This is a genomic window from Spirosoma arcticum (genome assembly GCF_054779955.1).
Map to the genome: position 1 here is coordinate 34,831 of NZ_BAAGXG010000020.1, position 24,371 is coordinate 59,201.

Sequence of the window (24,371 nt, forward strand, 5' to 3'; positions counted from 1 at the left end):
TTTTAACTCATGAAAAAGCTCCTGTTTCTAATCCTGCTGGCGGGTTGCACCAGCCCGGCCGACGTTCCGGCGGCCAACGACCCTAACCCGGCCGCCCCGACTAATCCGTCAAATCCCACCGACCCAACTCGCGGTGGCAGCGCGACCCTCGGTAATGGGCAACCCGGTGTGGTGGGCATCAGCGGCATCAGTGTCTGGGATAACCTGACGGCGACCGAAAAAGGACGTGTGAAGGGCTGGAACAGTCTGTTCGTTCACGCGTCGGTGGGGGGCGACCTGGAAGACGGCTCGCAGAATAACGGGTTTAAGTTTGAGTTTTACGACGGCAATACGCTCTACGATGGTCCGAACGGGACTGACTGGAACTCCATCAACAACGGGGCCAACATCTCGAATGGGGAGCCGGAGAAAAAGATGGCCGCTTTCAAACGCGAAGCCCTTCAGCAAAGGGATAAGCTCCAGATTGCCATCTTCAAATTTGGGTACGCCGACATCACGGACAGCAACGTCGAAACCGTTAAAACGGCCTATAAACAGATGGTCGACGACCTGCGGGCGGCTGGTATCAAACGCTTCATCCACATCACTCCACCCCTCATTTACATCGTCACCAAAGACGACGGCAACGCGGCCAAACTAAAGGTAGGCCAGTGGATGCGTGACATCTTTAAGGCACAGGATGTAGTCTTCGATTTACAGGAAATCGAATCTGACAACGGAGCCTGCAAACTCGGCACCGTCTGGACGATCTGCGACAAATACCGCTCGACGGTCGCTTGCTCCAGCAAAGGACAGGGCATCGACGCGCCCGAAGGTCAGGGTCATTTGTGCGAGCAAGCCGCCAATCGCATCAGCAAGGCATTTTTGATGGCCATTTATAATGCGGGGAGGTGATTAAAACGGACCGCAGATCATTATGATTTTTATGATTAACGCTGATAAAAATCATTTTAAATCATAAAAATCATAGCAATCCGCGTTCCCCTGATTCTTATGACAAAAGGCACAAGACTACTGCTGATTCTGTTGGGCTTGGCGGGCCTTAGCTGGGGCGTGTACGAGTGCAAGTACGCCTACAGCTACTACGCCGACCTGAAAAATCGGCCCTGGGCGTACAGCCGCGACGAGAACGCCAAACTGCTCGTAGGCACCTGGCAGGGTGAATTTCGGGACCCCGATGGCGTAGCGAAAACCATCCGGCTCGAGATCGCAGAACCCGTGACGGACGAAGAGCGGGCCAAAAAAGCGGGTCGACGTTCCCGGCGTCGGAGTGGGTTGGATTCCCGAACCGATAAAAGACGGTTCGACGGTTTCGCTACTGTGACCAGCAAACGCGGGAAAGAGAAGTATGAACTATATGGCGCGGTTGGTGAAGACGACTGGCATCAGATCAGCTCGGTTCACTTCATCGTCCCCGACGAGCAGCAACAGCTACGCAAAAACTTCGGTCTCGGTCAGCTTGAAAGCGGCCAGTGGCAGGATGACAAGCTAACCCTGACGCTCGCCTTTACGTACACCACCGCCACCGGTTCGCATATGTCCGACAGTGTCGACCCGCGCTACGACAAAAAAGTAACCGTTCGCTTTTCGCGGGCAAAACCATAAATACGGTACGCATAACCAACGAATTACACCACCCTACAACTATCACTTTTGCTCATGGAACGCCGTCATTTTCTATCTGCCACAGCCGCCATTGGCTTGCTTTCCGGCATCGGTTTACCCACGCTGTCGGCCCAGCCAAACGCCGGTGACCCGCTGAAACCATTTTACCTGCCGCCCGTTGAGCCGCTGCAACCCGGCCCGTTCGGGCTGAACACCCGAACCCGCGTTCGGCAGACCCAGACCAACGGGCAGTTCTCCTGCGTTGAGTTTGCCGTTGCACCCAAAAAAATGGGTCCGGCTCCGCATCTGCACAAAGAACTTGACGAGCTGATGTACGTGGTAGAAGGCACCATTACCGTACTGGTTGGCGACACGGAATACCAGGTAGCGGCAGGCGGCTGGCATCTGCGTCCGCGTGGCATTGTGCACACCTTTTGGAATGCCACCGACAAACCCGCCGTGGGCATCGACTGCTATTTTCAGCAGCCCTTCGAGGAGTATTTAGAAACGGCGATTCATACCATTCCTGAAGCAGCCAAAACCCGTGGACTGGCCATGAATTCGCCGGAAGTACAGGCCATGTACAAAGACCTTCGCCAAAAATTCGGCATGGTGAGCTTCCCGGAAAAACGCCAGCCGCTCATCGACAAGTACGGCCTGGACGCCTGATTATTCACCCTTCCAATTACTTAAAACTATGAAAAAATTACTCGTCTACAGCCTGTTAGCGGCTGTTCTGTTCGGCAACTCGGGAGCGGGTTGCAGCAGCAAAAACGCCGACGATCCACAGCCCGGTAACGACATCAAGTTATTGGTGGGCGGCCTCTGGGAAGTGGCGCAGACTTTAACGTTTACGCCGAGCGACAAAATAACGCTCAAACTGAAAAAGGGGGCTTTAGGCTTTAAATTTTATGCCGATGGAAAGCTGGAAAGCTGTTCGTTTGGCACCTGTTCAGCGATTGGCCGCTGGTCGTTTCTGTTGCAAAGCCAGAGTAAGGGAACGGGAACGCTAACCATGTATATCGAAAACCCGGATGTAGCGTCCATTTATGGAAACAAAATGGAAGGATACCTCGATATCTCAATCGATAACTTTGTCCGCTGGGTGGTAAAAGGAAACCCCACGATTGGCGATACGGACGCAACGCAAATCCAATGGACGATGGAGCGGAATCCTTAATAATCAGTCATTTTTTATCGCCAACCACTATGAAACACTACTTTTTTCTCCGAACAGTCCTCATCCCGCTGTTTCTGATGTTGAGCCTTTCATGCCTCAAACAGGCGGCCAAAGACGACCCTGCACCTGCACCTACTGACCCCATCAGCAATACGCAATGGTATGGGGAGTTTGCCTATAAGGATCAGGCGACTTTCCGTGTTTTTACCATCCAGTTCAAAAAAGACGGTGATTTTGTCTGGCAGGACATGAGTGGTTCGTACGACGGCACCTGGAACCTCAACGAAGCGAACGATAGGGTAACCATAACCTTTAGGGCCAACGGCATCCAAACGGCATTTACGTTGCTGGGAACCAGTGAATTGGCAAGACCCGATAACCTGAATCACTCGACCTGGGTCATTCTCCAGCCCTTACGAAAAATCGAGTTGCCTTTCGTGCAGAACATCGGCGCGAAGCTGCCTAAAACCTATTGGCTCGGTCGGCTGGAAAACTTTGCATTCATGTTCGATGAAACCAGCGCGGGGAAGGTGACCTGGTATTGGCCTAGAAACGCCAATAAGGTATACGGACACGCTGCGTATACCATGAACAGTCCGGTTGTTATGGCCGACGAAGCACCACTTGATGGGATAGGCCCGGGTTACCGGTGCCGTTTCTTTGGCGTGTTCATTAACGAAAAGACGCTTCGGGTGAACACCTGGTACTGGCGACCGGGTCAGGAGCAGACCACACTCCGCATTAATGACAGCGAAGACTATAGCGTGAAATAAGCTCAACCCATAGGTCATGATGAAACCCCTGCGTCTACTGATGTTTGGCGGGCTGCTCCTGCTTGCGTTCGCGCAATGCCAAAAAGCCACCAACGACCCGGCCCCTGACGATCCAACACCCGGAGACAATACGTCGGTCCCGTCGGGCTTTGCCTGTACCGAACCCAACCCCACGCCCCGAACGTGGTACGTGGCCCTCAACGGCAGCGATAACAACGACGGTACACTCGATAAACCGCTGAAAACGGTTCAGAAAGCGGTTGATTCGGCCAAACCGGGCGATGCCGTCGAACTGCGGGCCGGTACGCACGAGAGCCGCGAAATCAGAATCCTGACCTGTAACCTCACGCTCCGGTCGTATCCGGGTGAGTGGGCCGTAATCAAAGCCGTTACAAACGTGGAAGACATCGCATCGGTGCTTTGGTACCGCGAACCGACCATCGTGGGCGGACTGATCGAGAATCTGGAAATCGTGGGCGGGTATTACTACGGCATTAAACTCGAAAACAACTGGGAGAACAGCGAACCCGTCCGGCGCAGCGTCAGCGATCTGATTATCCGCAATTGCCGCATTCACGACACCGGCCGCGACTGCATCAAGATTGTACCGGGATGCCAGAACATCAAGGTGCTGAACTGCGAGATTCACCATTCGGGGGTAGGACCGGCCAATGTAACGGCCCAGAACGCCGAGGGCATCGACAACGTGAACGGCTCTGGTATGGTGGTGCGCAACTGCTACATTCACGACATTGCCACCACGGGTCTCTACGCCAAAGGCGGGGCCAAAAACTGTCTCATCGAAAACAACCTGATTGTCAATTGTGGCGATATGGGCGTTACGGCGGGCAACACCGACACCGACGAAGAGTGGTTTGACAAAGACAACCGCGACTACACCGAAAGCGTCGACATCATCATCCGTAACAACATCATCGTGGGGGCCAAATGGGGCGGGGTAGGGCTGTTCGCGGCCGTTCGTCCGCAGGTGGTTAATAATACGTTCGTCAACGTGGCGAACGATACCTACGGTGCGCTGTACGTCAGCCGGGGCGAAACCTACGTAAGCCCAAACGGGGCGTTGCGCACCCCGCCCTGCCGCGACGTAGTGGTGCTGAACAACATTTTCGTGCAGGCGCAGGCTGGTGACCGGCCCATGATCCGCATCCGCTACAACGATGATGACAAAGCCGAATCGCTGACGGGAACCAGCCAGATTGATTATAACTGCTACTACCGCTCTGGTAAAGCTGCCATCTACGAAAACCGGCAAGCCAGCAACCTCACTTTTGCCCAATGGAAAGCGGCCACCGGCTTCGACGCGCACAGCACCGAAGGCGACCCAAAACTCAACGGGCACTATCACCTGCAGGCCGACAGCCCCTGCCTGAAAGCTGGCCAGTCAACCAGTATTATCACGATAGATTACGACGGCGGTACCCGCTCCGGCAAGCCCGACATCGGGGCCGATGAAGCAGGCGGAACGGCCTTGCCGGTGCCCCCATTGGCCAGTGTGATTGGTACGGGATTGAAGTAACCCAACGCGGACCTCATCTGGTTTGGTCAGTAGGCGGCTGAACAAAACGGCTCGGCCTGGTTGTTAGCTCACCGGCATACAACCCGAATTTATGACAACCGCATCCCCCCTCATTACACCTGGCCTCATCGCGTCGGCGCTTACCTACGAGCAATACAGTCAGTTATCCGTCGACCGCTTTGCGCAGGGCTTGAGCACAACTGATGACGCGCACTACAACACGCCCGAAATTCTGGGGTACGTTAAACTGAACCTGTCCCGGATGAGTCGCCTGAACAAGCAGGTAGTTCTCACGCCTGAGTTGCAGTCGGTAATGGCGCAGGTGACGGAGCCGTGGACGTGGCTCGTGCTGACCGAGTCGTGGTGTGGCGACGCGGCCCAAATTGTTCCTGTGCTGCACCGCATCGCACAGGAATCGCCAAACATCAACCTCCGGTTTTTGTTGCGCGACCAGCACCCCGACCTGATGAACGCTTACCTGACCAATGGCGGCCGATCTATTCCCAAACTAATTTGTCTGCGAACGAGCGACGGGGACGGCCCGGCGCTACGGGAGCTTGGCACGTGGGGACCACGCCCGGCTGGTTTGCAAACGCTGATGAACGATTGGCGCACCGAAAAACTGTCGTTGGCTGAGGCTGTAGAACGAGCACAGCGCTGGTATAACGACGACCGGACGCTGGCTATGCAGCGTGAACTTTTGACCCTGGTAGCGAGTTGGTCAAAAGTTATTGTATAGTTCGGTCCCTGTCGGAAGTTCCGGTATTTTTGGGACAGCGTTTACCAAACAAACAGCACTATGGCACAAGCAAAATCCGGCGACACCGTTCAGGTGCACTACACCGGCACCCTGAGCGACGGAACCGTATTTGATTCGTCGGCCGGTCGCACTCCATTAGAATTCACCGTTGGTAGTGGTCAGGTCATTAAAGGCTTCGACGAAGGCGTTGCCGGGATGAATCAGGGTGAGAAAAAAACGATAAACATTCCAGTGGAAGACGCGTATGGCCCGGCCAACGAAGAGATGATCTTTACGCTGAACCGCACCGACATTCCCGACGATATCCCGCTCGAAATGGGCATGACCCTCAATATGCACGAAGACGGCAACCCCCGGCCCATTCAGGTCATTATTCGTGACCTGACCGATACCAACGTCACGCTCGATGCCAACCACCCGCTGGCCGGGCAGGACCTGGTGTTTGAAGTTGAATTAGTTGGGGTCAAGTCCCCATCGGGGTTGATTATTTGAAAAGAGTCGAAAAAGTCATAAGTCGTAGCAGTCGTAAGTGCGGTTTCCCGCCGGGACTGACGCCAGCAGTTGCCGACGGGGAACCGCACTTACGACTGCTACGACTTATGACTTTTTCGACTCTTCTATCCTTCCTCCTCCGTCACCAACAAATCGCCCAACTCGCGCAGGGCGGTTTGGATGCCCCGCAGGTTGGCGCGGGCCACGTAGGATGCCAGTGCCACCGTAATGGCCCCCACGTTGAGCGCCACCGTCAGGTTGCGAATGTGTTTCAGGCTGTCTTTCGCTTCCCGCGTGGCCCGCTGAATACCTTCGGCCATCTCCGCCGTATTGCTGAAGGCGGGCCGAACGGCCATCGTTTGCAAATCCTGCGCCCGATTGAGCAGGCTGTTCTGATACGCATTGATGTCTAAATGCTGCTCCGTCGAAAACTCCGGCCAGCGCATCACCTGAAATTCGTTCAGGGCGCGGGCCATGGAGCGATAACCGTTGGCGATGACGACGATTTGTTCAGGGGTTAAATCTTCCATAAACAGGTTTGAGTTGGTCCAGGTCGGTGCGGAGTTGTTGCAGCGTCGCTACGTGGGTGCCGATGGCGGCAAGTGTTTCCCTGCGGGTCAATTGTTTGCGCTTTTCGTACAAGACGTCGTAGCCCGTCCGCAGCGTGCTAAGCGACTTTACGTACGTCAAAACGGCTTGCCGCGTTTGCTCAATCGACCTGGTCGTTTGAAGCCACTGCTTCGCCAGGTCAAGCTTTTGGCTATAGGTCAGTGTTTTGTCGTTGATGAGCACACTTTTGTAATAGTTGTACTGCTGTTCCCGGCTGATGTCGACCACGTCGGCTAACCGCTGATGCGCAAAAATCAGTACGTCCAGCAACCCACGCACGTCGGTATAGCTTTGGTCGAGCACACTCGCTACCTGTCGTTGGCGGTACTCGCCCGTGGCGGCAGCCCCAACGAGATTGACAACCCGGGTGAATGAAATCACTTGCCCCGCCGTTAGTTTAAGGGCTGAATTTTGTAGAAACTGCTCAAACGTTGGCGATTTAAGTTGCACCGGAACGAACGCACTGCCCGCAGCGGATAGCTTAATCAGAGCGGTAAAATAATTTGTCAGGAGCGCAGTGCCATTCTTCGTTAACGTATCGGCTAATTGGTAAGACCGCAGGGAATCCTGCCGGACGTGGTCGGCGAAGTCGATACCCACCAGTGGAATTCGATTGAAGGGGTGCCGGTTGAGCGAGTCGTCCTGTGTGCGTTGTTGATACACACCGCCGAACGTCGCGGGTAGCGTTGTGCGCTGTTGCAGACTGACAACGGCCGCTGTGCTAAATACGTTAACGGACCGCAGGTTTACGCAGCCGGTTAAACTCAGACAACAAAAAAACAGGCATGAATAAAGTCGGTTCATAAAGCTGATTGGGGACTGGCGGGAAGATAAGCCATGATGTGGCTATTGTGGCTGTGTAAGCCCGACTTTTGAACGAACGGTAACAAATCGAAACCCCGGAGAGGAAAATCCGGTTAAATCAGCATGAATTCAGCACCGGTCAATGTTGGGTATGCTTGTATTAACTTGAGTCTTCAGGTTGATAAAGTTATGACGAATCGAGGAATGATCAAAAAGACATTCGTCGAGAAAGGAGTCGCCTATGCATCGGAACTGGCATTGAAAAATGTGCAGGACCTGCTGAAAATCGTGGACTGGAATCTGGCCCACGGGTTCGGGCTTTTTCGTATTTCGTCGGATCTGTTTCCGTGGGCGTCGGAGTACCGGATTGCCAGCCTGCCTGACTACACGGAGATTCGGGCCACGCTCGAAGAGATCGGTGCCCGGCCCATCCGCCTGACTACGCACCCCGGCCCCTTCAACCACCTCGCTGGGCAGGGGAAAGTGCTCGACAACACCATCATCGACCTCGAATACCAATCTGAAGTGTTTGACCTGATGGGCCTGAAACCGTCGCACTGGAACAAAATCAATATTCACGCGGGGGGGACTTACGGCGACAAAGCCGCTACGCTGGCCCGGTTTTGCCGGAATTTCAAACGGCTCTCCGAAAACCTCCGCGCCCGGCTGACCGTGGAAAACGACGACAGGATCAGTCTCTACGGCGTGGCCGACTTAGTGCCGGTTTACGAAACCATTGGTACACCCGTCGTCTTCGATTATTTTCACCACACCCTCAACCCCGGCGACCTGACGCAGGAAGAAGCATTTCTAATGGCCTATGACACGTGGGACGTTCGGCCGGTGTTCCACTACTCCGACTCGCGGCAGGAGCGCGAAGACCCCAAAGCAAGGCGCGAAGCCCACGCCGACTGGCTCTATTCGCCGGTCAACACATATGGCAAGGCCGTGGATATTGTTTTCGAGTCGAAAATGAAGGAGTTAGCCTTGCTGCGGTTGCGGGGGGAGGAACCGGAGATGACGCCTAAATTAGCCAAGCTGATTAATCAGCAAAAGAAGCAGGACCCCGAAGCCCCGCCGGTGGAAGTGGTCGCGTAATTCACCCCTCACCGGAACGCAAAACGCCCCAACTTGCTCATACGAGCCGTTGGGGCGTTTCGACTGTAGAGCAATTCAGCTTGTCCGAAAAGCTGGATTGCTCAATCAACTTACGTTACTTCCTGACATCCACACGGGAGGAGAAGTGTTTCTGCTCCGGGCCAACGACGAAGGTATAGGCACCTTCGGGCAGCGACGACAGATCGAACCGGCGGGCCGGTCCCGTAAACTTCTCGGTGTGTACCAGCACGTTCTGCGCGTCGTAGATGGCTACGCTGGCGTTCGTTACGTTGGTAGCGGGCAGCGCCACCTCAATCTTGTTCTTCTCGTAGGCCGTCAGCGTGGGCTGCATCACCTGTTGCAGGTTGCGGGCGTCCACGGTGAGGGCATTACCCCGGATGGTCACGCCCTGCGACATCCACCAGGCATTGTTGCCAGCCGTGATGTAATACTGGCCATCGGGCAGATTTTTGAGGTTGAACGACTGCTGACCCGCCTTGTTTTTGGCCGCAACGCCCTGGTAGAGTACGTTACCCTCGGCGTCGATGATGGCTACGTCAACGGCCGCGTTCGATGTTAAACTTCCCGTCGGGATATATAGGCGAACTTTCTTGCTCTCGGACTTCTCGATTTTCACCCCATTCGCTCCCGAACCATTGTCGGCTTTGGCACCCTGGGTGCCTGCCAGACTCCATACTGACAGCAGTACGGCGATTGTTAAACGGAACTTTTTCATTGCTCTATTTTTTGGTGGTTGTATTTGGTTGTTTGACCGGGACAAAGGTGGGGCAACCAAATCACCCAATGCAAGAGGGTACGCCTTGAAAACCAGTGTTTTAGTAAAAGTCCATCTAAAAAGACAATTCAATATAGGGATAATGAGTCATTTATGGGAAAAATGCAAAAAGTCCCTATTTATGGCGTATGTGTTGTATTATTCCGCTATTCTTAACTTATTGCACTGTGCGTTTGTCCACAACTATTTAAAAATAGTAAAGTACAATTCAGTAAATCAGAGCAATTAGTCAGCCCCGAACTTTACCCCGCCAATGCAAGCTGTTTCGGTTTAATTCACGCAGAAATGAATCGCCTTCCCGCTCGATTTGAGTGGCTAAGTGAATGGCCCGTTCGAGTTGTTCGTCGGATAATTGCCGATAGGCAGGGCCTTTACTTGTGAGTTGATTGCGCCAGGCATCGCCCACGACGTTGTCTAAGATGATGCGCTGGAAGCAGTGATCGGCCGTAACGACCCAGCCCTCCCGCCGGGCACGGGCGGGGAGAACCTCGCGGGTGAGGTGGAAATAAGTTTGAAGCACATCGGTGCGGTTCATTCCATACTCACATCAGGATGTCATTCACGGACTGAACGCGTTTGGGCAGTTCGGTTTCGCCGAGCATGTCGCGCAGGTCGATTTCAATATTGCGGCAAATGGCCGTCATCGGCACGTCGTTGATGCTGTTCTCAAACGGATTTTCGCTGGTGTCGCCCACGATTTCCATTGTATTAAATACCCACGCAATGACGGTGAAAAAGGGAACCGTCAGCCAAACGTGCCAACTGCTGGTTCTGGCCATTTCGGTGAGCAAACCAAACGGCAGCACCGCAATGAACAGCCAGACGAACACATAACTGAAAAACGCGTACTGGCGCGGAAACGGGAACGACTTAATACGTTCGCAGGCCCCCTGCTGATTATAAAACTCAACCAGCATCCGCTCCATTTCAACGTGGTAGTATTCGGGCAGGTGATTACTGTCGCGCAGTTGACGGAGTTGGCCCGACTGCTGACGCATGAGTACCGTGGCTGGGTTAGGGTGCTTGATGAGCTCTTCGATCTGGCTAACCGGCAAAAAACGACTCAGTTCTTTATCCAAACTACACTGCCGGAATTCCAGAATGCGTTCGACGACTTCGTGGGCGGGGTCGCGGTGGAGTTCCCAAACGGGCTTTTGCCGAAGCTGCACCCGCAGCGCCGTCAGAAAAGCCAGATGACGATAGATCAATTCCTGGCGAACCTGCTGCAAACCGGCTTCGGGCAGTGGGTCGTTAGTGTCGCGGTTGGTGATGTAGTCCAGCGTCATGATGCCCCACGACCGGCTGGCGTTGGTGAGGCTGCCCCAGATTCGGCGGGCCTCCCAAAGCCGATCGTACGACGAGTTGCTTTTGAAGCCGACGTAAAAAGCGACGGCCGTGCCGATGGTGGCTACGGGAACGAACGGAATGGCGAGGAACGTCCAGCCCGCGAGGGAATAGAGCAGACAAATTGCCGTAGAGTACGCCAAAAAGATGAGAACGGAACGCCGGGCAAACGGAAAGACAACGGAAAACGGAACGCGTTTGGTGGTAAACATACAGGCCGATTAGGATGAGTGAAGGACGAATATACGTACTCAGTAGCAACCACAAATGAATGAATTGGTTGGCAACGAAAACCTGCCCAGTCAACTGATTACAAAATAGTCACAAACCAAACCCGTCGGAAACGGCTTACCTGTTCATAAACCGCTTTTTCATGGACACTGTACTAAAAGGACAAATCGCCATCATTACCGGAGCCAGCAGCGGCATTGGGTCAGGCGTGGCCAAATCAATGGCCCAGGCCGGGGCAACCGTGGTTATCAATTACCCCGTTCCAACTTCGCAACCAGCCGCCGATGCTGTGCTAAAAGAAATTACGGACGTGGGTGGCACCGGCATGGTCGTCCAGTGCGACGTCAGCAAAGAAGACGAAGTTGCCCGGATGTTTGCCGACGCTGTCGCTGCGTATGGGACGGTCGATATTCTGGTGAACAATGCCGGTCTTCAGCGCGACGCCAAATTTGATGAAATGACCCTGGAGCAGTGGAACACGGTCATTGGCGTTAACCTGACGGGGCAGTTTCTGTGCGCCCGCGAGGCCATCCGGGAGTTTCTGCGCCGGGGACCGCGCCCGGAAGTTTCGGTGGCAACGGGTAAAATTATTTGCATGAGTTCAGTGCATGAACTGATTCCGTGGGCCGGTCACGCCAACTACGCATCCTCCAAAGGGGCCATCAAAATGCTGATGCAGTCGCTGGCGCAGGAGTACGGCGACCGTCAGATTCGGGTCAACAGCATCTGCCCCGGGGCCATCCAGACGCCCATCAACCGGTCGGCGTGGGAAACGCCCCAGGCCCTGAACAGCCTGCTGACGCTGATTCCGTACAACCGCATCGGTCAGCCGCAGGACATTGGTAATTTAGCCGTGTTTCTGGCCTCCGACCAGTCCGACTACATCACCGGCGCCAGTATATTCATCGACGGCGGCATGACCGTTTTTGAGGGATTTGCCACGGGGGGATAAAATTGGTTTGTAGTTTGTGAGCGTTTGAGTTCCAATCCACCCTACCAAAATAAGGCGGGGCTAATTCCGATTGACTGGAATTCGCCCCGCTTCGTGTTTACTAAGTCACCTTTTACTGTTTCAAGACCTTAACAGCCGCTGTCTGTCGGTTCGTTGACACACGCAGCAACACCAGGCCACTCGCCTGCCGACGGAGGTCGAAGATATGTCGCTCAACGATACTGCCTTGCTCAACCGAGCGGCTTTCTATCAGGCGACCTTTACTGTCGGTTAATTGGAGTTGCAGCGATTGCCCATTGGCTCCGGTGATTTCGGCTACTACCTGCTCCCGGACTGGATTGCCCAATAGTTTGACGGCGAGTTGATTACGCGGCTCCTCGGCACCCAGCCGACCGCTGCCGTTGCTACAAGCCGACAGCCAGTTGTAGCTGAACGTGACTTCGTTGGGAGTGCCGGTCTGCACCGCCCTGAGCGTGACAAGGGGGTTGTCGGTGTACAAATTCAGCGTGTAGGGGCCGGGGTTAATGGTGGGCGACAACTCGTTGACCACCGAGAAACTAACCGGCTGCCCACTCACACCGGTGTATTGAGGTGTAAAACTTACCGACCGCAGCCCGGCGCTCATCGTCTGGCAACTTACTGTGGTTACCGCCGTGATAGCAAAGGAAGTGTTGTTGCCATTGCTGTTGCAGGCTGTCAGCCAGTTATAACTAAAGCTTACTTCCCCGGCTGTTCCCTGCTGCACCGCCCTGAGCGTGACGACGGGGTTATCGGTGTACAGACTCAGCGTGTAAGGGCCTGGGTTCGTCGTTGGGGCCAGTTCGTTAACCACCGAAAAGCTGACGGGTTGGCCACTCAAGCCAGCGTACTGGGGCGTAAAACTCACCGACCGTAACCCGGTGCTTACCGTTGAACAACTTGCTGTCGTTACCCCCGTGATGGCAAACGGTCCCGGCGCTGGCGGGTCTGCCTGGCGCTCGAAAGCGCCGATGTCAACGCCCGCTCCCTGCGGACGCTCTACGCCGAGAATGTCTTTGGTGCTATACTGGTCCGGGGCGGAACTGCCTGCGTTGAGGGCTGGGCTATTGGCCAAAAGCTGAAAATCACTCCCGGCCGCATTGACAAACAGCGGGTCCCGGCCCGTTATGTTTTGATTGCCGCTGAAGAACGGCGTACCCGTACCCTCAAACGTCAGGTTGTTGTTGTACGCAATGGTGGAGGAGTTGACTTCGGTCACCTTTTCGCCCGGACGTCCGTAAAAAATGTTGCTGTAGACGCGGATGTTGTTGGCTCCCTGCGCAATGAACTCGCTTTCGATACCAATTCCCGGACCGCCATCACTGACCCCGTTCTGGTAGGTCGTGTTGTTGATGATGATGGCATTATCGGAATAGTTGACGTTAATGCCCCGACCACCATTCTGGTAACAGAGATTGTTTTCGATCAGGAACTTACCCGTATAATCGCCAAGGGGGTTCTTGACGACACTCGGTCGGCTGGGGTCAACCGCCTTGTTGTTGTCAAGAATGATGCCGTTACCGTCGAAGAACCGGCAGTTGGTGCCCGTACCGCCGATGTTCCACGCAATTTTCAGGATGTTGCCGAAACTGCGGTTGTTGCGGATGATGATGCGCGGGGTTGTGGTGTTGTTATCGTAGTTCCAAGCGTTGATGATGTTGATGCCGCTGGTCCCATAAATTGTGTAGTAGGAATTGTTGTACACCGTGTTATTCTCAATCGTCACGTAGTCGCATTCGCCCCCGCCAATGCCACCCCCGCCACAGTCGTGAACCGTGTTGTTGGCGATGACCACGTGGTGAGGCCGCAGGTTACCGCCCCGGCTCCCAATGAGCGAGATGCCATTGCTGTTGAACCGGGCCGTTCCGGTTGCCGTTGGGTTGGGACCTTCGCACGCGCCGGGCTGCTGCTGAGCTTGGGCCAGGGTGACGTTGGCGTTATTGCCGATCACCTCAAACCCCTGAATTTGGATGTAGGCGGCTGCGGGCAGTAGTCTGAATCCCTCAAAGTTAGTGTTGCCCAGGGCCACCACGGGCTTGTCGGTTCGGTAGGGCATAAAAACAATCGAGCGGGTGGGTGTTCCGGTGCGCTGAATGCCCACAACGGTGATGCTCGTACTCGTGTACCGGCCCGCCATCACGAAAACGGTGTCGCCCGGCGCTACCCGGTCAGCTGCTTTCTGGATCGTGTTCAGGGGCAAAGCTTCCGTTCCGGCCGTGTTGGTACTCGACGCGGTTGCGCTCACGTACCAGTTGCGGGTGCTGACGTAATTTGTTGGATAGATGCTGATACTTGCATAACCCGTGCCAGACTGGATGGCAGTATTACCCGCCGAGTTAGTCACCACCGCCCTGACCTGGTAGTTTCGCGCGGCCGTCACCGTCGGCGCTGTCCAGATAATAGAATACGGAGCCGTTAATGACTCCCCGATCTTCGTGCCATTTGTGGGATTCGTAAGGCCGCTGCTGAAAAAGTCCGTAGCAAAATAAAATTCGACCTTGGTAATGGTCGTACCGGCCGGGGTGGTTGCGGTAGCCTGAAGGTTGATCGGCGTTCCCGACAGATAGGAAGAGTTAAACTGGGGAAAACTCAGGCTTGTCGATAGTGACTGGGCGAAAGTAGTGGTTAATGCGCTTACAAAAAGCGCCAGCGCCAACAAACTGGTCCGGTAAAATTCAGACGAAAATCGGTTGCTAATCGACCGGCTGAAGGTTGGGCGCGGGGTGATAAACCGGGGGAAAGAAGAAATTCTAATCATTGGGCGTTTTTTGTAGTTGGTAAGAATGTAGGTAAGACGAATAGAACGTTCTGGCTGTCAAACAGAGCACATCGCCCTCTTTCCTGCTTTTCTCCGTATTATATTTAGGCGATTGGCGCAGCGGCCACTACAAATCCCGGCCATTCCGGTGCGGCAAAACCACATGAGTTATCTAACATGACCACCGAACAACAACGCCTTGACGATCCCGCGTGGCGGCAGTGGGGACCCTACGTCTCTGACCGGCAGTGGGGCACTGTCCGCGAAGACTACAGCGCCAACGGCGATGCCTGGAACTTCACCACCCACGACATGGCCCGCAGCTACGCCTACCGCTGGGGTGAGGAAAGCATCGCCGGTTTCTGCGACGATAAGCAGCAGTTGTGCTTAGGACTGTCGCTCTGGAATGGACAGGATCCAATTTTGAAAGAGCGGTACTTCGGCCTGACCAACAACGAAGGCAACCACGGCGAGGACGTGAAAGAACTGTATTATTACGTAGACGCGACGCCGACGCATTCCTACCAGCGGATGCTGTACAAGTACCCGCAGGCGGCTTATCCATACGAGCACCTGCTGGTCGAAAACCGGCGTCGGGGGCGATTAGAGCCTGAATTTGAACTGCTTGAGACGGGTATTTTTGACGACGACCGCTACTTCGACGTGTTTGTTGAGTATGCCAAAGCGGGTCCGCAGGACATTCTGATGACTCTAACGGTGCACAACCGGGCCGCGCCGGAGCAAAACCCGGAACCGGCTGTGCTGCACCTGGTGCCCACGCTCTGGTTTCGAAACACGTGGCGCTGGGGCGACGATACTGATGGCGTACCCCGCCAGAAACCAGCGCTTGTTCGGCAACCGGATGGCACGGTCATTGCTGAAGGGTCAGCACTGGGTCAGTACGTGTGCTGCGCGGAGGGTGATTTTGACTGGCTTTTCTGCGAAAATGAAACCAATACAGCGCGATTCTACAACGATCACACGGGGGCACGTTACCCCAAAGACGGTATCAACGATTACCTGCTGCACGGGACTGACAGCGTCAATCCATCGGGCGTGGGCACCAAAGCAGCCGCGCACTACGCCCTGACACTGGAAGCCGGGACTTCAACAACCATCCGGCTTCGGCTTACGTATTCTGGCACCGATACCGCTGGCTTAGTAGAACCGTTTGCCGATTTCGATGCAATCGTGGCACAGCGTAAAGCAGAAGCCGACGAATTTTATGCGAACATCCAGCCCGCGCAGGCCACCCCCGATGAGAAGCTCGTGCAGCGGCAGGCCTTTGCCGGGATGCTCTGGAGCAAGCAATATTACTACTATGACGTGTCGCGCTGGATGGCTGGTGATGCCAACGGGCCGCCCCCGCCCCCCCAACGGATGCAGGGGCGCAACCGGACGTGGCTGCAACTCATCAACGCGAACGTTATTTCGATGCCCGACAAGTGGGAGTACCCGTGGTATGCAGCCTGGGACTGGGCGTTTCACTGCGTAACGCTATCCGTGATCGACCCTTTCTTTGCCAAAGGCCAACTGATGCTGCTGACCAACGAGTGGTACATGCACCCTAATGGTCAACTGCCCGCCTACGAGTGGAATTTCTCCGACGTGAACCCGCCCGTGCAGGCGTGGGCCGCGTGGCGGATGTACCAGATGGACTGCGACTGCAAACCCACCGGTGAGGAAGACTTAGTGTTTCTGCGGGGCGTGTTTCACAAGCTGATGCTCAACTTCACGTGGTGGGTCAACCGGAAGGACGAATCGGGTAATAATATTTTTGAGGGTGGTTTTCTGGGCTTAGACAACATCGGCGTTTTTGACCGCAACGTGACGCTGCCCGGCGGAAGCCACCTCGAACAGGCCGACGGTACGAGCTGGATGGCCATGTATTCCCTGAACATGATGCGTATTGCCCTCGAACTGGCCGCTCACGACGAGGTTTATGATGAAATGGCGACTAAATTCTTCGACCATTTTTTGTACATCGCCGGGGCCATCACGAACATCGGCACCGCCAACGTGGGTCTGTGGGATCAGGACGATGGGTTTTTCTACGATCAGATTCGGATGCCGGACGGAAGCGTGAACCGGATGCGCGTCAGGACGATGGTGGGCCTGATTCCTATGTTTGCCGTTGAGGTGCTGGACGATAAACTGCTCCAGAGCCGCCCCGATTTTAAGAAACGGATGACGTGGTTTCAAAACCACCGCCCCGATCTCTACCAGCAGGTATCGCGCTACACGGAAGCGGGCCGAAACGAGAAACGGCTGTTGAGTCTGCTCCGGGGCTTCCGGCTTAAATCGCTGCTGAGCAAACTCCTCGACGAAACTGAATTTCTGAGTCCGCACGGCGTTCGGGCGGTATCCAAAATCTATCAGGACCAACCCTACGAGTTCACGCTGGACCACACCACCTTTCGACTGGCGTATACGCCCGCCGAGAGCGACAGTGGCATGTTTGGCGGCAACAGCAACTGGCGCGGGCCGGTCTGGATGCCGGTTAATTACCTGCTCATTGAAAGCATTGAGCGATTCTACGATTATTTTGGTGATGGCTTCACGGTCGAATACCCCATTGGGTCGGGTGAGCAGATCACGCTGAAAGCCGTTGCCGCCGAACTCACCAACCGGCTCATTGGCCTATTCACGCGGGATGATACTGGCAACCGGCCCGCGTTCGGGCAGCACCCGAAGTACCAGGACCCGCATTTCCGCGATTATGTTCTATTTTACGAATATTTCGACGGTGATAATGGCCGGGGCGTGGGAGCCAGCCACCAAACCGGCTGGACGGGCTTAGTGGCGGAGTTGATCAGCCGGAAGTACGGTAGTTTAGCGTGACGTGATTCGATGCCAATAAAAATCAATGCTTCTCCAACACGCCATCCTCTTTGACCACTTCCATCAGCCCGTCGGCGTTCACGGCGGTTAGTTGCACGGGCAGGATTTCGTTGATGAGCAGCGGGTCGTACTTCGCTACCACCCGGACGTAGTTTTCGGTGAAACCCTGCATAAATCCATCGGTAACGTCTTCTTCAAACAGTACCGTAGCGGCCCGCCCGATCTGTGAGTCGTAAAACGCCCGGCGTTTTTTGTCCGACAGGATATGCAGCATCTTCGACCGTTCTGCCCGGACGTGACCCGGCACGGTCGGTTTGATGGTTAGCGCGGTGGTGTTGGGTCGCTCGGAGTAGGTAAATACATGGAGGTAGGAGATAGGCAGTTCGTTTAGAAACTGATATGTTTCCCGGAAAGCACCGTCGGTTTCGCCGGGGTGGCCCACAATCACGTCGACACCGATGCAGGCGTGGGGCATGAGTTCCTTGATTCTGGCAACCCGGTCGGCGTATAATTCACGCTTGTAGCGACGGCGCATCAAACCCAGCACCCGGTTCGATCCCGATTGCAGCGGTACATGGAAGTGCGGCACAAACCGCTTCGACTGCGCTACAAACTGGATAATTTCATCGATGAGCAAGTTTGGTTCGATGCTCGAAATGCGGAACCGCTCAATGCCGTCGACCTCGTCCAGCGCCCGGACCAGATCGAAGAACGTTTCGGTGCGCTGTGCGTCGACAGTTGTATTCGTCAGGCCAAAATCGCCAATGTTGACGCCCGTCAGCACAATCTCCTTGACTCCACGGTTGGCAATCTCACAGGCGGCTCGAACGATATTGCTGACCGTATCGGAGCGGCTTTTACCCCGTGCCAGCGGGATGGTACAGTACGCACAGGGGTAGTCGCAGCCATCCTGTACTTTCAGAAACGTGCGCGTCCGGTCATTAAGTGAGTAGGACGCGTGGTAGTCGATGGCCTCGCTGATGGGTGAATTGTGCACCACGGCGGGCTGGCCGACGGCCGTTTTCTCAAACGTGCCGATCAGTTCGTGAAGCCGGAATTTCTCGGCCGCGCCCAGCACCGCATCTACGCCCGGAATCTCCGAAATCTCGGTCGGTTTCAACTGAGCATAGCAACCTATAATTGCCACGTAGCCATCGGGATTGATCTTTTGCGCTTCCCGGACAATCTTCCGGCATTTCTTGTCGGCGTTGTCGGTAACGGAACAGGTATTTATGATGAACACGTCGGGATGCGCGTTGAACTCCACCCGCTCATGCCCCTGCTGCTCCAGCAAACGGGCGAGGGTTGAGGTTTCGGAGAAGTTCAGTTTGCAGCCGAGCGTATAAAAGGCAACTTTTTTCACGGTAAATGGTCTATCCGTCAAAATTACAAAAAAACGGCGGGGCGGGTTCGTTTTTGGGTTCCCAACGCTAAAGCGGTGGGCTGATAGCCGGAACACCGCTCGTTTTTATCAGCCCACCGCTTTAGCGTTGGGACATAAAAAAAGACCGCTACAGATTTTAAAATCCGTAGCGGTCCGAACTACTGCAAACCTAACTAACTATCGGATGTCCATCTCGAACGGCAGGCGGGCCTGAACGCCGTTCATGGTTTTGAGCTTCTTCAGATACGTTACGTACGGAGCCAGTTCGCCAAGCTGGGCCCGAACAGCTGCTTCGCCGTCGTCGTTGAACGAGCTCATCAACTGCTCGAAGAACTCTTTTTTGCGCGGCTGATACTTCAGCTTGTAATCACCTTCTTTCAGTTTAGCCGTTTGCGCGGCTAACTTGATGGCATCATCCAGGCCGCCGAGTTGATCGACCAGGCCGATGGCTTTGCCCTGCGTACCCGTCCAGACGCGCCCCCCGGCAATGGCCCGCAGGCTGTCGACGGGCAGTTTCCGACCGGCTGCTGCTTTGCCCGTGAAGTCAGCGTAAATGCGTTCCGTACTACGCTGGAGGGACTGTTTCTGAAACGGCGTCATCTCGTGGGTCACCGCCGGGTAGTCGGCGTTGGTGTTGGTTTTCACCCGGTCATAGGTGATACCAAGCTTGTCTTTGAAGAAGGTTTCGGTGTTGAACAGCAGCGCGAATACGCCGATAGACCCCGTGATGGTGTTGGGTTGAGCCACGATTTTGTTGCAGCCCATGAGCATGTAGTAGCCGCCCGAAGCCGCGTAGTCGGACATGGAGCCGATAACGGGTTTGGCTTTTTTAGCTAATTCAACTTCGCGGTACATCACATCCGATGCCAGCGCACTGCCCCCGCCTGAATTGACGCGCAGCACGATGGCTTTGATTTTATCGTCTAACCGGGCTTTGCGCAGTTCCTCCACGATGGATTCGGAGCCGATGCTGTTGGCGTCGCCCTTACCCGAGTTGATGTCGCCCGAAGCGATGATAACGGCAATTCGGTTCGAGCTTGTTCCTGACTCAGCATCGGTGTCCGAACCTTTGTATTTGTTGAGCGACACGTAGTTGATCTTCTTTTTAGCATCGATGTCCAACTGCTTGTGAATCAACGCTTCGAGTTCATCCTGGTAGCCAATATTGGTGACGAGTTTGGTCCGCAGCGCGTCGGCGGGTTTTTGGATGGTCAGGTTGTCGGCGTAGCGTTTGAGCGAATCGACGCGCAGTCCCCGGCTTTGGGCCACCTTCACCAGCATGTGGTCGTTGACCGAATTCAGGAACGACGTCACCTGCAGGCGGTTTGGCTCACTCATATTCTCGCGAATGAACGGCTCCACGGCACTTTTGAACTCACCTACCTTGAAGATTTCGGGCTTCAAACCCAGTTTGTCGAGTGTTCCTTTAAAAAAAGACAGTTCGGCGTTCAGGCCATTCCATTCCAGGTCACCGGCCGGGTTGAGGTATATTTTGTCGGCCACCGACGCAAGGTAGTAGCCCTTTTCGGTCATCGTTTCGGCGTAGGCGTACACGAATTTTTTCGACTGTTTAAAATCGACGAGCGCGTTACGTACTTCTTCGAGCGACGCCCAACCCGCTATCGGGCCTTCGGCCTGTAGGTAGATGCCTTCGATATTTTCGTCGTCTTTAGCCTCCTTCAGGGCCTGCTTAAGCTCGACCAACCCAATGGCATCGCCCGAGCCACCAACCGAGCCAAAACCCTCGAACGGATTGTCAACGCTTCGCTCCTGAATGGGCTTATCTAAATCTAATTTCAGCACTGATTTTTCTTTGACGGCGGTTCGTTTGTCGGACGATGACGACACGGCGGCTCCGATGCCGGCCACCAGTAGAAATCCAACAAAAAAGAAAAGCAGCAGACCAACGATAGTGGCCAGAACATACTTAAGAAACTGTCGCATAAATGAAAGACGCTTGTTTAACAGGTCATTACAAATATAGCCCGGAAAGCTATCTCCGGGCTGTAAAAGTGTTGAGTGCATGAAAAGCGCGGACGAATGGCTGATGCCACTGCCGGGTATCAATCGACTACATCAGTTTATAGTCGGCGATGGATGTGCGGATAACTTCCCAGGCTTCGGCCTGCCCATAAATGTTGGCCAATTCCATGACGGGCGGCTCATCGGGCAGGTTTTTATAAGTCAGGAAGTAGTGACGCAGCCGCTTGACCACGGCTTCGGGCAGTTGACCCAACTCGGTAAACTGCTCGTACATGGCGTCGCCTTTCAAAACGGCAATGATTTTATCGTCGGCCTCGCCCTTGTCGATGAGCCGGAAACCACCAATTGGAATGGCCTGAAGAATAATGTCGCCGTGCGTAATCTCGCGCTCGGTCAATACGCAGATGTCGAGCGGGTCACCATCGCCCATGTGCACAACTTTACCCGATTTCTCACTGGCCAGCCGGGCAATCTGCTCCCCGCAGTAGGTTTGGGGAATGAAGCCGTAGAGGGCGGGCAGCACGTTGGAATACTGATGAGGACGGTCAATTTTGAGGTAGCCCGACGTCTTGTCAATTTCGTACTTAACCGTGTCAGTTGGCACAATTTCGATAAATACCGTTACCTGCTTCGGGGCTAAGTCACCAATTGAAATGCCGTGCCAGGGATGCGCTTTAAAGTTACTCTTCATTGAGTTGTTAGTAAAAGATTAATTAGTTGACAAAAATCGGTCACATCGATACCGTTTGTTCGGCAAAACCGATCCGTTCAGCAATGAGTGAATCACCGGTTTTGCTCAGGCTTTGCCGCACGAGCATTTCGCCCAGGAAGCCTGCCAGAAACAATTGAACGCCGAGGATAATGGCTACTAAACCGAAGTAGAACAGCGGATTGTCGGTGGCGTTGCGGAACCTGACACCCTGCGCAATATGAATAAGTTTTTCGGCAATGAGCCATACCGCCAGCACCGTGCCGACAAAGAACGACAGCGTTCCAAACGTCCCGAAAAAGTGCATGGGTCGCTTACTGAACCGATGCACGAAGGCAATGACGAGTACGTCCAGAAAGCCGTTTACAAACCGCTCCAGCCCAAACTTGGTGGTGCCGTATTTACGGGCGCGGTGTTGCACCACCTTCTCGCCGATGCGGCTGAACCCGTTCCAGTTGGCCACGATGGGTAAATTACGGTGCATATCGCCATAGAGCGAGGGCGCAATTGCCTTCACCACGCGCTGCCGGTAGGCTTTCAGGCCGCAGTTGAAATCGTGAAGCTGAACGCCCGAAATCCAGCGCGACACGGCGTTGAACAGTTTCGTCGGTAAGGTTTTGGTGATGGGGTCGTAGCGTTTTTGTTTCCAGCCCGAAACAAGGTCATACTTGTCTTCGACAATCATTCGGTAGAGTTCGGGTATCTCGTCGGGACTGTCTTGCAAATCGGCGTCCATCGTGATCACAACCTGCCCCCGTGCGGCCTGAAAGCCGGTTTGCAGACCCGCCGTTTTGCCGTAGTTGCGGTTGAACCGGACACCCCGCACGCTTGGATTGACGCCCGCTAATTGCTCAATGACGGCCCATGAATTGTCAGTGCTGCCGTCATCGACGAACAGGATTTCATACGTATAATTATGCTCCGTCATGACCCGAACAATCCAGTCGTGCAGTTCAGGCAGCGACTCGTCTTCGTTATAAAGCGGAATCAGGATGGTTAGTTGAAGTAGGCTGGTCATTTATTGATTTACGACGAATGACGAACGGTATACACTGTAAACGTAAAACGTAACCAGTCAATTCATTGGCAAAGGTCGAAAAGATTTAGAATATCAGGTAGAAATCGCGCAGCAACGCCCGAAACGCCGGGGTATACCCTTTACTGTCTGATTCATAAATGTCCAGTGTGCTACTGCTTGTCGTACGCTGGACATAGCTAAAGCCCGTAATGATGCGAAATACTGATTTGCGTTCGTTGTGACGCAGGTGTAGCTGCCGATAAGGTGTCAGGCCCATTGCAGCGGCTAATTTAATCAAACTGACGGTCTCGGAAGGGGGCAGCAACACCCACCATTGGCCGTCCGGTTTCAACAGCCGCCCAATCGCTTCGATCAACTTTGGGAAAGGAAGTTCGTCGGTGTGCAGCGCCCGGTTCACGGCGGAGTTGGGTGAGCGTAAGTGATTGGTGTAGAACGGCGGATTAGTGAGGATGTGGTCGTAGGGGTGAGGAGGAACAAAATCCTGCACCCGCCCGTACCATACCCGCCCCCGCCCGCTAAACGGACTATTCGCTACGTTCTCCACCGCCTGACCGAACGCGGCTTCATCAACCTCCACGGCGTCGACAAGTGCCAGCGGATTTCGTTGGGCGGCCATAAGCGCCAGCAACCCCGTTCCCGTCCCAATGTCGAGAATACGCACCGGGATTTCGGACGTTTCGGCTACGTCGGCAAACGCGCCCAGCACGCAGGCGTCGGTGCAGACTTTCATGGCCGTGCGATCCTGGTGGATGGTGAACTGTTTGAAGCGAAACATTACTTTCGGCCGAAATCAGCGGGATTTTCGCCCCAGACGGTGGTTTCCCATTTCAGTACCGGGTTGGCGAACGTGTGGGTTTTGAGCCAGGTTTCGGCCCGGTCAATTAACTCGAACAGCTCGGCGTTGCGGGCCGTTTCTTCGAGTTTGGTATTGGCGTGTTTCTTCTTGACCCAGCTAATGGCCGTTCGGGAGTCGGAGTAAACGGGAATGGTGCTGCCTTTTTGGTGGAGCAGTGCCAGCGCATGAATAATGGCCAGAAACTCGCCGATGTTGTTGGTACCATCGGCGTAGGGACCTTTCAGAAATAGCTTTTGCTTCGTGGCTAAATAAATACCCTGGTATTCCATGTCGCCGGTGGCGGTGTTCCAGGCCGCATCGACCACCAAACTGTCCTGGATTGGGTTGCCCACCAAGCCCGCTAATTTGCCTTGTTTGGCAACGGGTTTGGTGCCCTGCCCAACGTGGGCGTGGGGTTTGTCCTGAAACGCTTTCAGCGCGGCTGGTTTGCTGTCGAACGATTTGAACAGCGGCTTGGCAAACCCATCAGTCTGGGCTTTAGCGTCGTCCCAGTTGTCGTAGACACCAGGTTTGCGACCCTGCCAGACGACGTAGAACTTCGGTTTTTTCTGGGCCATGCGGGCAAACGATTGATTTCGCAAAACTAAGGAATACGCGCTCCC

At 54.7% G+C, this 24,371-nt stretch carries 23 protein-coding genes; 11 read left to right on the top strand and 12 right to left on the bottom strand.

Annotated elements, in window-relative coordinates; all coding sequences use genetic code 11:
- Nucleotides 1-9 precede the first annotated feature (9 nt).
- The 8 genes from ACYVHB_RS28165 (at nucleotide 10) to ACYVHB_RS28200 (ending at nucleotide 6,347) form a co-directional block, all read left to right on the top strand.
- Nucleotides 10-894: a hypothetical protein gene (locus ACYVHB_RS28165; RefSeq protein ID WP_461055233.1), complete on the top strand. Its 885-nt coding sequence runs from the start codon at nucleotides 10-12 to the stop codon at nucleotides 892-894.
- Between the two features lie 99 nt (nucleotides 895-993).
- Entirely contained in the window at nucleotides 994-1,605 is a 612-nt protein-coding gene (locus tag ACYVHB_RS28170; protein WP_461055234.1) for a hypothetical protein, read from the top strand.
- A 54-nt stretch (nucleotides 1,606-1,659) separates the two neighbouring features.
- The gene (locus ACYVHB_RS28175) at nucleotides 1,660-2,274 is read left to right on the top strand and encodes a cupin domain-containing protein (protein ID WP_461055235.1); all 615 of its coding nucleotides are present in this window, start codon (nucleotides 1,660-1,662) and stop codon (nucleotides 2,272-2,274) included.
- 28 nt (nucleotides 2,275-2,302) lie between these two features.
- Nucleotides 2,303-2,785, top strand: coding sequence for a hypothetical protein (locus tag ACYVHB_RS28180; RefSeq protein ID WP_461055236.1), 483 nt, complete (start codon nucleotides 2,303-2,305; stop codon nucleotides 2,783-2,785).
- Between the two features lie 29 nt (nucleotides 2,786-2,814).
- Complete coding sequence (locus ACYVHB_RS28185) at nucleotides 2,815-3,558, top strand: hypothetical protein (RefSeq protein WP_461055237.1); 744 nt, start codon at nucleotides 2,815-2,817, stop codon at nucleotides 3,556-3,558.
- Between the two features lie 16 nt (nucleotides 3,559-3,574).
- Nucleotides 3,575-5,095, top strand: a complete 1,521-nt coding sequence (locus ACYVHB_RS28190) for a right-handed parallel beta-helix repeat-containing protein (protein ID WP_461055238.1) — start codon at nucleotides 3,575-3,577, stop codon at nucleotides 5,093-5,095.
- Nucleotides 5,096-5,186: 91 nt separating this feature from the next.
- A complete protein-coding gene (locus ACYVHB_RS28195) occupies nucleotides 5,187-5,834 on the top strand; it encodes a thioredoxin family protein (RefSeq protein ID WP_461055239.1) in 648 nt (215 codons plus the stop codon).
- A 60-nt stretch (nucleotides 5,835-5,894) separates the two neighbouring features.
- The gene (locus ACYVHB_RS28200) at nucleotides 5,895-6,347 is read left to right on the top strand and encodes an FKBP-type peptidyl-prolyl cis-trans isomerase (protein ID WP_461055240.1); all 453 of its coding nucleotides are present in this window, start codon (nucleotides 5,895-5,897) and stop codon (nucleotides 6,345-6,347) included.
- Between the two features lie 125 nt (nucleotides 6,348-6,472).
- Here ACYVHB_RS28200 and ACYVHB_RS28205 read toward each other — a convergent pair whose 3' ends face one another.
- Complete coding sequence (locus ACYVHB_RS28205) at nucleotides 6,473-6,877, bottom strand: hypothetical protein (RefSeq protein WP_461055241.1); 405 nt, start codon at nucleotides 6,875-6,877, stop codon at nucleotides 6,473-6,475.
- Nucleotides 6,858-7,760, bottom strand: coding sequence for a hypothetical protein (locus ACYVHB_RS28210; protein ID WP_461055242.1), 903 nt, complete (start codon nucleotides 7,758-7,760; stop codon nucleotides 6,858-6,860). The genes ACYVHB_RS28205 and ACYVHB_RS28210 overlap by 20 nt, the downstream gene beginning before the upstream one ends.
- Nucleotides 7,761-7,883: 123 nt before the next feature.
- On the opposite strand from ACYVHB_RS28210, the gene uvsE reads away from it, so the two are divergent.
- Nucleotides 7,884-8,858, top strand: coding sequence for a UV DNA damage repair endonuclease UvsE (gene uvsE, locus ACYVHB_RS28215; protein WP_461055243.1), 975 nt, complete (start codon nucleotides 7,884-7,886; stop codon nucleotides 8,856-8,858).
- Between the two features lie 115 nt (nucleotides 8,859-8,973).
- Here the strand turns inward: uvsE and ACYVHB_RS28220 are convergent, their stop codons facing one another.
- The 3 genes from ACYVHB_RS28220 to ACYVHB_RS28230 form a co-directional block, all read right to left on the bottom strand.
- The gene (locus ACYVHB_RS28220; protein ID WP_461055244.1) at nucleotides 8,974-9,594 is read right to left on the bottom strand and encodes a T9SS C-terminal target domain-containing protein; all 621 of its coding nucleotides are present in this window, start codon (nucleotides 9,592-9,594) and stop codon (nucleotides 8,974-8,976) included.
- 289 nt (nucleotides 9,595-9,883) lie between these two features.
- Entirely contained in the window at nucleotides 9,884-10,189 is a 306-nt protein-coding gene (locus ACYVHB_RS28225; protein WP_461055245.1) for a hypothetical protein, read from the bottom strand.
- A 7-nt stretch (nucleotides 10,190-10,196) separates the two neighbouring features.
- Entirely contained in the window at nucleotides 10,197-11,210 is a 1,014-nt protein-coding gene (locus tag ACYVHB_RS28230; RefSeq protein ID WP_461055246.1) for a bestrophin family protein, read from the bottom strand.
- A gap of 161 nt (nucleotides 11,211-11,371) precedes the next feature.
- Here ACYVHB_RS28230 and ACYVHB_RS28235 point away from each other — a divergent pair, with 161 nt between their 5' ends.
- On the top strand, nucleotides 11,372-12,181 hold the full coding sequence (locus ACYVHB_RS28235; protein WP_461055247.1) for a glucose 1-dehydrogenase: 810 nt from the start codon (nucleotides 11,372-11,374) through the stop codon (nucleotides 12,179-12,181).
- 112 nt (nucleotides 12,182-12,293) lie between these two features.
- On the opposite strand, the gene ACYVHB_RS28240 is transcribed toward ACYVHB_RS28235, so the two are convergent.
- Nucleotides 12,294-14,957 (bottom strand): choice-of-anchor Q domain-containing protein, encoded by a 2,664-nt coding sequence (locus tag ACYVHB_RS28240; protein WP_461055248.1) that lies wholly within the window; start codon nucleotides 14,955-14,957, stop codon nucleotides 12,294-12,296.
- Nucleotides 14,958-15,134: 177 nt separating this feature from the next.
- Here ACYVHB_RS28240 and ACYVHB_RS28245 point away from each other — a divergent pair, with 177 nt between their 5' ends.
- Nucleotides 15,135-17,798: an MGH1-like glycoside hydrolase domain-containing protein gene (locus tag ACYVHB_RS28245; RefSeq protein WP_461055249.1), complete on the top strand. Its 2,664-nt coding sequence runs from the start codon at nucleotides 15,135-15,137 to the stop codon at nucleotides 17,796-17,798.
- A gap of 22 nt (nucleotides 17,799-17,820) precedes the next feature.
- Here ACYVHB_RS28245 and mtaB read toward each other — a convergent pair whose 3' ends face one another.
- From mtaB to ACYVHB_RS28275, 6 genes are all read right to left on the bottom strand, one after another.
- On the bottom strand, nucleotides 17,821-19,161 hold the full coding sequence (gene mtaB / locus ACYVHB_RS28250; RefSeq protein WP_461055250.1) for a tRNA (N(6)-L-threonylcarbamoyladenosine(37)-C(2))-methylthiotransferase MtaB: 1,341 nt from the start codon (nucleotides 19,159-19,161) through the stop codon (nucleotides 17,821-17,823).
- Between the two features lie 198 nt (nucleotides 19,162-19,359).
- Entirely contained in the window at nucleotides 19,360-21,126 is a 1,767-nt protein-coding gene (sppA, locus tag ACYVHB_RS28255; protein ID WP_461055251.1) for a signal peptide peptidase SppA, read from the bottom strand.
- A 127-nt stretch (nucleotides 21,127-21,253) separates the two neighbouring features.
- Complete coding sequence (locus tag ACYVHB_RS28260; RefSeq protein ID WP_461055252.1) at nucleotides 21,254-21,856, bottom strand: inorganic pyrophosphatase; 603 nt, start codon at nucleotides 21,854-21,856, stop codon at nucleotides 21,254-21,256.
- A 40-nt stretch (nucleotides 21,857-21,896) separates the two neighbouring features.
- Entirely contained in the window at nucleotides 21,897-22,892 is a 996-nt protein-coding gene (locus ACYVHB_RS28265; RefSeq protein WP_461055253.1) for a glycosyltransferase family 2 protein, read from the bottom strand.
- 85 nt (nucleotides 22,893-22,977) lie between these two features.
- On the bottom strand, nucleotides 22,978-23,688 hold the full coding sequence (locus ACYVHB_RS28270) for a tRNA1(Val) (adenine(37)-N6)-methyltransferase (protein WP_461055254.1): 711 nt from the start codon (nucleotides 23,686-23,688) through the stop codon (nucleotides 22,978-22,980).
- A complete protein-coding gene (locus ACYVHB_RS28275; protein ID WP_461055255.1) occupies nucleotides 23,688-24,326 on the bottom strand; it encodes a ribonuclease H1 domain-containing protein in 639 nt (212 codons plus the stop codon). Before ACYVHB_RS28275 ends, ACYVHB_RS28270 begins: the two co-directional genes overlap by 1 nt.
- Nucleotides 24,327-24,371 lie beyond the last annotated feature (45 nt).